Origin of the sequence: Kitasatospora sp. NPDC088134, assembly GCF_044741705.1 — a bacterium.
In the GTDB taxonomy this organism is placed as follows: Bacteria; Actinomycetota; Actinomycetes; order Streptomycetales; family Streptomycetaceae; genus Kitasatospora.
This window is the reverse complement of the sequence record NZ_JBIUTD010000014.1, coordinates 187,293-197,499: the sequence shown is the minus strand read 5'-3', so window position 1 is coordinate 197,499 and position 10,207 is coordinate 187,293. Positions and strand designations below refer to the sequence as shown.

Annotated in this window: 9 protein-coding genes; 2 read left to right on the top strand and 7 right to left on the bottom strand. The window is 73.9% G+C overall.

What is annotated here, in order from left to right; translation table 11 throughout:
* Positions 1–218: 218 nt before the first annotated feature.
* Positions 219–1,439 carry an outer membrane lipoprotein carrier protein LolA gene (locus ACIOHG_RS22675; RefSeq protein ID WP_400953380.1) on the top strand — a complete coding sequence of 407 codons (1,221 nt, stop codon included), beginning with the start codon at positions 219–221 and terminating at the stop codon, positions 1,437–1,439.
* Here the strand turns inward: ACIOHG_RS22675 and ACIOHG_RS22670 are convergent.
* Positions 1,436–1,837 carry a hypothetical protein gene (locus ACIOHG_RS22670; protein WP_400953379.1) on the bottom strand — a complete coding sequence of 134 codons (402 nt, stop codon included), beginning with the start codon at positions 1,835–1,837 and terminating at the stop codon, positions 1,436–1,438. The two genes, ACIOHG_RS22675 and ACIOHG_RS22670, sit on opposite strands and share 4 nt — an antisense overlap.
* A gap of 225 nt (positions 1,838–2,062) precedes the next feature.
* Here ACIOHG_RS22670 and ACIOHG_RS22665 point away from each other — a divergent pair, with 225 nt between their 5' ends.
* The gene (locus ACIOHG_RS22665; protein WP_400953377.1) at positions 2,063–3,316 is read left to right on the top strand and encodes an ABC transporter substrate-binding protein; all 1,254 of its coding nucleotides are present in this window, start codon (positions 2,063–2,065) and stop codon (positions 3,314–3,316) included.
* Between the two features lie 7 nt (positions 3,317–3,323).
* Here the strand turns inward: ACIOHG_RS22665 and rarD are convergent, their stop codons facing one another.
* From rarD to ACIOHG_RS22635, 6 genes are all read right to left on the bottom strand, one after another.
* Entirely contained in the window at positions 3,324–4,265 is a 942-nt protein-coding gene (gene rarD / locus ACIOHG_RS22660; RefSeq protein WP_400953375.1) for an EamA family transporter RarD, read from the bottom strand.
* A 260-nt stretch (positions 4,266–4,525) separates the two neighbouring features.
* Positions 4,526–5,563: a 2-oxoacid:ferredoxin oxidoreductase subunit beta gene (locus tag ACIOHG_RS22655; protein WP_400953373.1), complete on the bottom strand. Its 1,038-nt coding sequence runs from the start codon at positions 5,561–5,563 to the stop codon at positions 4,526–4,528.
* A complete protein-coding gene (locus ACIOHG_RS22650; RefSeq protein ID WP_400953371.1) occupies positions 5,560–7,527 on the bottom strand; it encodes a 2-oxoacid:acceptor oxidoreductase subunit alpha in 1,968 nt (655 codons plus the stop codon). The genes ACIOHG_RS22655 and ACIOHG_RS22650 overlap by 4 nt, the downstream gene beginning before the upstream one ends.
* Positions 7,528–7,668: 141 nt before the next feature.
* The gene (locus ACIOHG_RS22645; RefSeq protein WP_400953369.1) at positions 7,669–8,331 is read right to left on the bottom strand and encodes a LuxR C-terminal-related transcriptional regulator; all 663 of its coding nucleotides are present in this window, start codon (positions 8,329–8,331) and stop codon (positions 7,669–7,671) included.
* A 44-nt stretch (positions 8,332–8,375) separates the two neighbouring features.
* Positions 8,376–9,389, bottom strand: coding sequence for a polyprenyl synthetase family protein (locus ACIOHG_RS22640; protein WP_400953367.1), 1,014 nt, complete (start codon positions 9,387–9,389; stop codon positions 8,376–8,378).
* A 153-nt stretch (positions 9,390–9,542) separates the two neighbouring features.
* Positions 9,543–10,127, bottom strand: coding sequence for a Uma2 family endonuclease (locus ACIOHG_RS22635; protein ID WP_400953365.1), 585 nt, complete (start codon positions 10,125–10,127; stop codon positions 9,543–9,545).
* Positions 10,128–10,207: the final 80 nt, after the last annotated feature.

Genomic DNA, 10,207 nt, shown 5'->3' with positions numbered 1-10,207 from the left:
CGGACCCGGTCGCCACGAGATCCTGGAATCGAGTCCGTGCCGCAGCGATCAAATCCGGACAGTTGGGGGGAATCCCCTATCGAACGCCCTCTCAGGGTCGCAATGCGCCGGATACAACGCGAGACGTACCGCGATGTGGTGCCGGCGGGCGACGATTCCGGACCGCCGGACGTCTCTAATGGAGAGTGACAGCGCAGAGAGCTCGGAAGGGGGCCCCGATGGAGCAGGACGCCACGGCAGCACAGGACACGACGGCACCAGCACCCGCCCGGCGGCGGCGTGCGGCCGTCCGGATCGGCGTGCCGGTCGCGGTGGCCGCGGTGGTCGCCACCGGCATCGGCCTGGTGCCGGCGCTCGCCAGCGACGAGGCACCGAACCTGCCCGCGATCAGCGCCCAGGAGCTGGTCGCCAAGGTGCTGGCGAGCAACACCGACACCTTCAGCGGCACCGTGCGGATCAGCGCCGACCTCGGCCTGCCCACCGCGCTGACGGACGCCGCGGGCGGCAGCGGTCCGCTGGGCGAGCTGGCCCGCAGCGCGGGCGCGTCCACCGGCAGCGCCGACCCGCAGCTCAAGGCGGTCGAACTGCTCGGCGGCGCGCACACCCTGACGGTCGCCGCCGACGGCCCCGACCGCCAGCGGGTCACGCTGTCCGGCCAGAAGACCGGCTACGAGCTGGTCCACGACGGCGACCAGGTGTGGGCCTTCGACCGCGCCTCCCAGCAGGCCCTGCACCTGACGGGCGCCCCGGGCGCCGACGGGCACCGCCCCGACGGCACGGCCGGCCTCGGCTCGGTCACCCCGCAGAAGGTCGCCGAGCAGCTGCTCGCGGTCTCCGCGAAGACCACCTCGATCACCGTCTCGGGCACCGAGCGGGTGGCCGGCCATGCCGCGTACCGGCTGAGCGTCAAGCCGAAGCAGGAGGGCTCGACGGTCGCCGAGATCCGGATCTCGGTGGACGCCGAGAAGGGCGTGCCGCTGGCCGTCCAGCTCCGCACGGTGGACGGCGCGACGGCGTTCGACGTCCGCTTCGGCTCGCTCTCCTACGCCAAGCCGGACGCCAAGACCTTCCGGTTCGACGTCCCCAAGGGCGCCAAGGTGGTCGAGCGGTCCGCGGCCGAGCACTCCGCGAACCCGCTCTCCTCGGTGCTGCCCGCGCTCCCGGCGCCCGGCGGCGACCACGCCGAGGGCGGCAGGCCCGGCGGCGGCCCGGCCGACGGTAGGGACGGCGGCGTGATCGGCGAGGGCTGGACGGCCGTCGCGCACGGCAGCGCGGGCGCGGACGCCGCGAAGGGCCTCGCCAAGTTCACCGGCCGCCCGGTCAACGGCGGCACGTTGGTCTCCACCCGGATCGTCAACACCCTGGTCACCCCGGACGGCCGGGTCTTCGTCGGCGCGGTGACGCCGGAGACCCTGGAGAAGGCCGCGAAGGCGGGCTAGTACGGCTCCCGGGGGCCCGGGGAGCGGGCGGGGCCGAGGAGTTCCCTCGGGGCCGGCGCTCCCCGGGCCCCCGCCCGTTCCCGGCTGGCGGCGGCCGCCAGGGCGAGCGTCGGCAGGTGGGTCGGGGAGACCAGGAAGAGCGGGGCCCAGCCTGCGGTGACCAGGCGGACGCCCGCGGTGAGGCCGTGCAGGCGGGCGCGGGGCGAGTGCCGGAGCTCGACCCGGTCGAGGCGGTAGGGCGGCAGCAGGTCGACGGGGTCGCCGTCCAGCGGCTGCCAGCGGATCGCGGCCGGCGCCCCGGGCGGCCGGGTGATCCGCAGTTCCCCGCCCTGCGACCCGCAGGTCTCCCGCCGCAGGGCGGGGACGCGGTGGAGCACGGGCCGGGCGAGGTGGACCATCGGAGTTCCTCCCGCGCGCCGGGACAGCTGCGGCCGGGTCGCGCAGCACGGACGTTAGCAGTCCGGAAGTCCGGTTGAGGAGATCCTGCGGAGCCGTTCTTCGGGAGCGCCCGGCCCGGCCCGGCACTTGACGCGGCCTCGGGTCGGACGGTGGGATGGTGGGCCACTCCGGACCGTTCGTCCGTTGTTCGCCCGCCCGCCCGTTCGACCGCCCGCTGGAGTGCCGTGCAGATCACCCGTCGTGGAGTCCTGCTGGGCGCGGTGGCGGCCGCGTGCGCGACCGTGCTGGCCCGGTTCGGCCCGGCGGAGGCCAGCTCGGCGGACGGCCCGGCCGGGCTGCTGGAGGTGTCCACGGGCTGGACGTCGGGGCCGGAGCAGAACGGGCTGCAGGCGCTGCTGGCCGGCCTCAAGGGCCGCGCCCCGGACGTCACCTTCGTGTCCGGCGACACCTCCGACCCGCGCGGCGTCGACCTCGCGGCCCGGCTCGCGGCCGGCCCGCCCCCGGACAGCCTGCGCTGCTCCGGCGGCGCCGAACTCGCCGAGCTGGCCGACCGGTTGGAGCCGCTGGACGGGATGTTCCGGAGCCGCGGCTGGTCCGCCGGGCTGCCCGGTTCGCTGCTCGCGCGGCTGCGGGTCGGCAGCTCGCTGTACGCCGTCCCGGCCGGGGTGCGGCGGACCAACCTGCTCTGGTCCGACGCCCGGCTGCTCGCCGCCGCCGGGGCCTCGCCCGCCCCGCCCCGGCCCGGTCTGCTGGTCGCCGAGCTCCAGCGGGTGGCCGCGGCCGGCCTGCGCACCCCGCTCGCCGTCGGCGGTCCCGCCGAGGTGCTGCACCTGCTGGAGACCCTGCTGCTGGCCGCGCACGGCCCCGACGCCTTCGCGGCCCTGTGGCGGCCCGGCGGCCCCTGGCGGGACGCCGCCACCGACAGCGCGCTGCGCCTCCTGGACACCCTGCTCGACCTGGCCGTCCCGCCCGCGCCGGACGCCGACTGGACCGACGCGGCCCACCGGTTCGGCTCCGGCCAGGCCGCGTACCTGCTCACCGGGGACTGGGTGGAGGGCTGGCTGCGCGACAGCCTCGGCCTGCGCCCGGGCGTCGACTACCGGTGGGCGGCCGCGCCGGGCACCGGCGAGGTGTTCCAGTCCCGGGTCGACGTGTTCGTCCTCCCCCGCGGCGCCCGGCACCGCCCGGCCGCGCTCGCCTGGCTGGACGTCTGCGCGAGCCTGGACGGCCAGGTCGCCCTGAACGGGGCCCGGGCCGCCGTCCCCGCCCGCACCGACCTGCCGGAGCCGACCCGGGCCCTGTTCGGCCCGTACGCCCGCTGGTCGCTGGACGAGTGGCGCGGCCGCCGCCCGCTCGACTCGCTCACCCACGGCGGCCTGCTCGGGGCCCGCCGCCGGGCCGCCGCGCTGGGCGCCGCGACCGCCTTCACCGGGCACCGGGACAGCGCCCGGCTGGCCCGCGAACTGGCCCTGGCCTGACGGGCCCTCAGCCCGCGACGGCGTCCGGTACCGCGTCGGCCACCGCGACCGGCCGCTGCCGCCGGTCGGCCCGCACCCGGCGCAGCGCGTCCCAGCTCAGCACCGCCAGCGCCACCCACACCAGGGCGAACCCGGCCCAGCGGGCCGGCGGCATCGACTCGTGGAAGACCAGCACGCCGATCGAGAACTGGAACACCGGCGCCAGGTACTGCAGCAGCCCCAGCGTGGTCAGCGGCACCCGCAGCGCGGCCGCGCCGAAGCACATCAGCGGCACCGCGGTGATCACCCCGCTCACCAGCAGCAGCGCGGTGTGGCCCGCGCCGTGCCCGAAGGTCCCCTCGCCGCGCACCCCCAGGTACACCAGCACGCCGAGCGCGAACGGGAACATCGCGGCGCTCTCCACCGCGAGGCTCTCGGCGCCGCCCAGCCCGACCTTCTTCTTGACCAGCCCGTAGGTGGCGAACGAGAACGCCAGCACCAGCGCGATCCACGGCGGGCGGCCGTACGCCACCGTCAGCACCGCGACGGCGGCGGCGCCGATCCCGACCGCCGCCCACTGCGCGGTGCGCAGCCGCTCGCGCAGCACCAGCACGCCGAAGGCGATCGTCACCAGCGGGTTGATGAAGTACCCCAGGCTGGTCTCCACCACGTGCCCGGAGTTCACACCCCAGATGTACACGCCCCAGTTGACCGAGACGGTGGCGGCGGCGAGCGTCAGCAGCGCGAGCCGGCGCGGCTGCCGCAACAGCGGGCGGATCCAGCCCCAGCGGCGCCGCACCAGCAGCATCACCGCCACCGCGACCAGCGACCACACCATCCGGTTCGCCAGGATGTCCAGCGCCCCGGCCGGCTCCAGCAGCGGCCAGAACAGCGGGAACAGCCCCCACATCCCGTACGCCGCGAAGCCGTTCCACAGCCCGACCCTGGCCTCCCGCGCCGCATCCGCCATGGCCTGCCCCTCACCCGCGCGCCGTCGTTTCCCCGAAAGGTAGCGGCCCGCGGGTGCGGGTGTCATCCCCGTCCCGAACTATGACTACTGACAGGCGGCGGAAACGTCGCCCGGGCCCGCCGAACTCCGCCTTTCCGGGCCCGCCGGGCTCCGCGGGAGCGAAGCTCCAGGGGCCCGGGGAACGGCGGAGCCGAGGGGCGGGTGTCCGACGGGCCGCGAAGCGCTGACCCCGTTTCGGGCCGGAGGTGCCTGCGCAGGACTCAGGCGTTCACCGTCCAGGTGCTCGACCCCGTGAGGAGGGCGGACAGGTCGCCGCGGCCCTTCTGTTCCTCGGCGCGGGTGAGCTGCTCGGTCATCAGGGTGTCGTAGACCGGGCGGGAGACGTCCCGCAGCACGCCGATGGGGGTGTGGTGCAGGGTGTCCGCGTCGGCGAGCCGGGTGAGGGCGAAGGCGGTGCCGGGGCCGGCCGCGTGGGCGTCGTGGACGAGCGCGGTGCCCTCGGTGCGCGGGGCGATCCGGAGTTCGCCGTCGGCGTCCCGGACGACGTGCCGGTCCGCGCCGACCAGCACGGGCTGCCCGTGCTCCAGCCGGATCAGCGCCTCGTCGCGGGTGCCGGGCTCCTTGAGGACCTCGAAGGCGCCGTCGTTGAAGATGTTGCAGTTCTGGTAGATCTCGACCAGCGCGGTGCCCTCGTGCTGTGCCGCGGCCCGCAGCACGGACTGCAGGTGCTGCCGGTCGGAGTCGATGGTGCGGGCGACGAAGGTCGCCTCCGCGCCGATCGCCAGCGACAGCGGGTTGAAGGGGGCATCCAGCGAACCCATCGGCGTCGACTTGGTGATCTTGCCGATCTCGCTGGTGGGCGAGTACTGGCCCTTCGTCAGGCCGTAGATCCGGTTGTTGAACAGCAGGATCTTCAGGTTGACGTTCCGGCGCAGCGCGTGGATCAGGTGGTTGCCGCCGATCGACAGCGCGTCGCCGTCGCCCGTCACCACCCAGACCGACAGGTCGGGGCGGGACGCGGCCAGGCCGGTCGCGATCGCCGGGGCGCGGCCGTGGATGGAGTGCATCCCGTAGGTGTTCATGTAGTACGGGAAGCGCGAGGAGCAGCCGATGCCGGAGACGAAGACGGTGTTCTCGCGGCGGATGCCGAGCTCGGGCATGAAGGACTGGACGGCGGCCAGCACGGCGTAGTCGCCGCAGCCGGGGCACCAGCGGACCTCCTGGTCGGTCTTGAAGTCCTTCGCGGACTGCGGGGCGTCCGCCTTGGGGACGAGCCGCAGCGCGGGGAAGTCGGTCATCGGTTCTCCTCCGCTTCGAGGGTGCCGATCGCCGCGTGCAGCACGTCGGCGAGCTGGGCGGCCTTGAACGGCAGGCCGCGCACCTGGTTGTAGGACTGGGCGTCGACGAGGTACTTGGCGCGCAGCAGCAGGGCGAGCTGGCCCAGGTTCATCTCGGGGACGATCACCCGCCGGTAGCGGCCGAGGACGGCGCCGAGGTTGGCCGGGAACGGGTTGAGGTGGCGCAGGTGGGCCTGGGCGACGTGGCCGCCGTCGGCCCGGACCCGGCGCACCGCGGCGGCGATCGGGCCGTAGGTGGAGCCCCAGCCGAGCACCAGCACCCCGGCCTCGCCGCTCGGGTCGTCGACCTCGACGTCGGGCACCTCGATGCCGTCGATCTTGGCCTGCCGGGTGCGGACCATGAAGTCGTGGTTGGCCGGGTCGTAGGAGATGTTGCCGGTGCCGTCCTGCTTCTCGATGCCGCCGATCCGGTGCTCCAGGCCGGGGGTGCCGGGGACCGCCCAGGGGCGGGCCAGCGTCAGCGGGTCGCGCTGGTAGGGGCGGAAGCTGCCGTCGGGGCCGTTCGGCTCGGTGGCGAACTCGACGCGCAGGTCCGGGAGTTCGTCGACGTCCGGGATCTTCCAGGGCTCGGAGCCGTTGGCCAGGTAGCCGTCCGAGAGCAGGAACACCGGGGTGCGGTAGGTGAGCGCGATCCGGGCCGCGTCGAGGGCGGCGTCGAAGCACTCGGCGGGCGTGGCGGGGGCGACGATCGGCACCGGGGCCTCGCCGTTGCGGCCGAACATCGCCTGCAGCAGGTCGGCCTGCTCGGTCTTGGTGGGCAGGCCGGTGGACGGGCCGCCGCGCTGGATGTCGATGACCAGCAGCGGGAGTTCGAGCGACACGGCGAGGCCGATGGTCTCGGACTTCAGCGCCACGCCGGGGCCGGAGGTGGTGGTGACGCCGAGCGCGCCGCCGAAGGCCGCGCCGAGGGCGGCGCCGATGCCGGCGATCTCGTCCTCGGCCTGGAAGGAGCGGATGCCGAAGTTCTTGTGCTTGGACAGCTCGTGCAGGATGTCCGAGGCCGGGGTGATCGGGTAGGAGCCGAGGAACACCGGCAGCCCGGACCGCTCGCCCGCCGCGACCAGGCCGTAGGCCAGCGCGAGGTTGCCGGAGATGTTGCGGTAGGTGCCGGCCGGGAGCTTGGCCGGCGGGATCTCGTAGGAGACCGCGAAGTCCTCGGTGGTCTCGCCGAAGTTCCAGCCGGCCCGGAACGCGGCCACGTTGGCCTCGGCGATCTGCGGCTTCTTGGCGAACTTCTGCCGGAGGAACAGCTCGGTGCCGTGGGTGGGCCGGTGGTACATCCAGGACAGCAGGCCGAGCGCGAACATGTTCTTCGCCCGCTCGGCGTCCTTGCGGGCCAGGCCGCTGTCCTTGAGCGCCTCCAGGGTCAGCGTGGTCAGCGGCACCGGATGCAGCCGGAACGCCTCCAGCGAGCCGTCGCCCAGCGGGTCCGCCGCGTAGCCGACCTTGGCGAGCGCGCGCTTGGTGAACTCGTCGGTGTTGACGATGATCTCGGCGCCGGCCGGCAGGTCGGGCAGGTTGGCCTTCAGCGCCGCCGGGTTCATCGCCACCAGCACGTCCGGGGCGTCGCCGGGGGTGAGGATGTCGTGGTCGGCGAAGTGCAGCTGGAAGCTGGAGACGCCCGGCAGGGTGCCTGCGGGGGCCCGGATCTCGGCCGGGAAGTTCGGCAGCGTGGACAGGTCGTTGCCGAACGCCGCCGTCTCCGAGGTGAAGCGGTCGCCGGTGAGCTGCATGCCGTCGCCCGAGTCGCCGGCGAACCGGATGATCACCCGGTCGAGCCGCCGGATCGGTTTGGCCGGCCGGCCGGACCCGTCCTGCGGGCCCGAGCGGGGCGAGGCCGGTCCCGTCCGGCGCTCGCCGTCCGAGCCGTCCACTGCCTCTGACTGATCGACCTGACTGGTCACTGCCGCGGACCTCCTCGAAGGGGAGCCAGCAGCGGGCGTGAGCCGTGTGCCCCGTCCGCCTGGCGCACCAAGGGAATCCTAAGCGGGCAGAGCACCGCTGGAAGGGAACTCGCACAGACCGCCCCGGCAAGTCCCCCGAGGTCAGGACTCCAGGTAGGCGAGGACGGCGAGAACCCGCCGGTGGTCCTGCTGGCTCTGGCCCAAACCCAGTTTCTGGAAGATGTTCGACACGTGCTTCTCCACGGCGCCGTCCGACACCACGAGCTGCCTGGCGATCGCCGCGTTGGTCCGGCCCTCGGCCATCAGGCCGAGCACCTCGCGCTCGCGGGGCGTCAGGTTCACCAGCGTGTCGACCTGGCGGCTGCGGCTCAGCAGCTGCTGCACCACCTCCGGGTCCAGCGCGGTGCCGCCCTCGGCGACCCGGCGCACCGCGTCCGCGAACTCGCGCACCTCGGCGACCCGGTCCTTCAGCAGGTAGCCGACGCCCCGGCTGGAGCCGGCCAGCAGCTCGCCCGCGTACTGCTCCTCGACGTGCTGGGACAGCACCAGCACGCCCAACTGCGGGTAGCGGCCGCGCAGTTCGACGCAGGCCCGGACGCCCTCGTCGGTGTGGGTCGGCGGCATCCGGACGTCCGCCACCACCACGTCGGGCAGCGCGCCCGCGCCGTGCAGCTCGTCGATGGCCCGGACCAGCGCCCCGCCGTCCCCCACCCCGGCGACGACCTCCATCCCACGGTCCGTCAGCAGCCGTGTCAGCCCCTCCCGGAGCAGCACGGAGTCCTCGGCGATCACCACGCGCAACATGGCACCGACCCTAGCGCGCGGCGGCCGCCCGGCCGGGCGGAACGTCACATCGTGCGGATCGCCACGGTGTCGCAGAGCTCCTGCAGCGCGGCCTTGGCCGGACACTCCGGCAGGGTGTCGAGCAGCGCGCGGGCCTCCTCGGCGTAGCGCAGGGTCTCGCGGCGGGCGCGCTCCAGCGCCGGGTGCCGGCGCAGCAGGCGCAGCGCCTCGGCGTGCGCCTCGTCGTCCTTGGCCAGGTCGGTGTCGAGCAGTTCGCGCAGCCGGGCGTCCTCGGGGTCGGCCGGGTCGGCGGGCATCTGGCGGAGCACCAGCACCGGCAGGGTGGGCACGCCCTCGCGCAGGTCGGTGCCGGGGGTCTTGCCGGACTCGTGGCCGTCGCTGGCGATGTCGAGGACGTCGTCGGCGAGCTGGAAGGCGGTGCCGATCCGCTCGCCGTACTGGGTGAGCAGGTCGACGATCCAGCGCTCGGCTCCGGCCATCAGCGCGCCGAAGCGGCAGGCCACCGCGATCAGCGAGCCGGTCTTGCCGGAGATCACGTCCAGGTAGTGGCGCAGCGGGTCGTCCTCGGGGCGCGGCCCGGCGGTCTCCAGGATCTGGCCGGTGACGAGCCGTTCGAAGGCGTCGGACTGGATCCGGACCGCCTCGGTGCCGAGGTCGGAGAGCACCTGGGAGGCGCGGGAGAACAGGAAGTCGCCGGTGAGGATGGCGACCGAGTTGTCCCAGCGGCTGTTGGCGCTGGGGGCGCCGCGGCGCACCGGCGCCTCGTCCATCACGTCGTCGTGGTACAGCGTGGCGAGGTGGGTCAGCTCGACCACCACCGCGGACGGCACCACGCCGGGCGCGGCCGGGTCGCCGAACTGCGCGGCCAGCATCACCAGCAGCGGCCTGAACCGCTTCCCCCCGGCCTCGATCAGGTGGCTGGCGGTCACCGTGATGAAGGGCACGTCGCTCTTGACGGCCTCGATCAGGGCGGCCTCCACGGCCTCCATCCCGGCCTGGACGTCCCGGGTCAGATCGCGGTCCTGCACGCTCAGCCCGAAGGGCCCCACGACGGTCACGCTGACCACTCCTGTCCCTGGTCGATCCAGCGGCCCCGGTCCCCCGGCCCCGCCGATGCACATACAAGGCAGCGTATCCGGTCCGGAGTGGATCACTGCACGGGCATGGGCCTCTTCTCCGCTGGTGGCGGGGCCGGGGACGGGGACCGCAGGTCAGCGCGGGACGATCGCGGTGAGGTCGATCTCCACGGGGTACGGCAGCGCGGTGATCAGCTTGCCGTGGTGCACGGCCGTGCCGGGCGCGGGGGCGTACACCCCGGTCTCCTCGTCCAGGTGGAACTCGTACACCACCGGGAAGTCGTCCTCGCCGCGCTCGACCCGCCAGAAGAACGGAACGCCGGCCTCGGCGTACATGCCGGGCTTGCGGAAGCGGTCGTCACTGCGGGAGCCGTGCGAGACCACCTCGACGGCGAGCGTCACCGCGGTGACCGGGACGCACTCCATGGTGAAGAAGTCGAGCCCGGTGCGGTCGAAGACCACCACGTCGGGCTTGGGCACGTTGAAGGGGTCGACCAGCACGCAGCGTTCGGCGTTGACCTGGTAAGGGTCCCGGTGCGCCAGCTCAAGCGCGAAGTACAGCTTGTCCCGCACGGTGTCGTGCCACTGATTGGTCATGCCGCGGACCACGATCGCCCCATCCACCAACTCGAACCCGAAGGGCAGATCGAGGTCCTTGACCTGGTCGTAGGTCCAGCCCTCCGAGGGCGGGGACGTCCAGTCGATCGGTTCGGCAGTCATGGTCACCTCCTGCACCCAGTGTATGGAGCCGAGCCTAGGGCGGTCGACGAGTGGCGAAACCGTTCACCTGCACGCCGTTC

What these genes read in the sequence shown, in the direction of transcription:
- rarD (WP_400953375.1), bottom strand. Translation starts at nt 4,265, where the DNA reads ATGGCGGATGCGGCGCGGGAGGCCAGGGTCGGGCTGTGGAACGGCTTC.
- ACIOHG_RS22655 (WP_400953373.1), bottom strand. Translation starts at nt 5,563, where the DNA reads ATGACCGACTTCCCCGCGCTGCGGCTCGTCCCCAAGGCGGACGCCCCG.
- ACIOHG_RS22670 (WP_400953379.1), bottom strand. Translation starts at nt 1,837, where the DNA reads ATGGTCCACCTCGCCCGGCCCGTGCTCCACCGCGTCCCCGCCCTGCGG.
- ACIOHG_RS22675 (WP_400953380.1), top strand. Translation starts at nt 219, where the DNA reads ATGGAGCAGGACGCCACGGCAGCACAGGACACGACGGCACCAGCACCC.
- ACIOHG_RS22635 (WP_400953365.1), bottom strand. Translation starts at nt 10,127, where the DNA reads ATGACTGCCGAACCGATCGACTGGACGTCCCCGCCCTCGGAGGGCTGG.
- ACIOHG_RS22645 (WP_400953369.1), bottom strand. Translation starts at nt 8,331, where the DNA reads ATGTTGCGCGTGGTGATCGCCGAGGACTCCGTGCTGCTCCGGGAGGGG.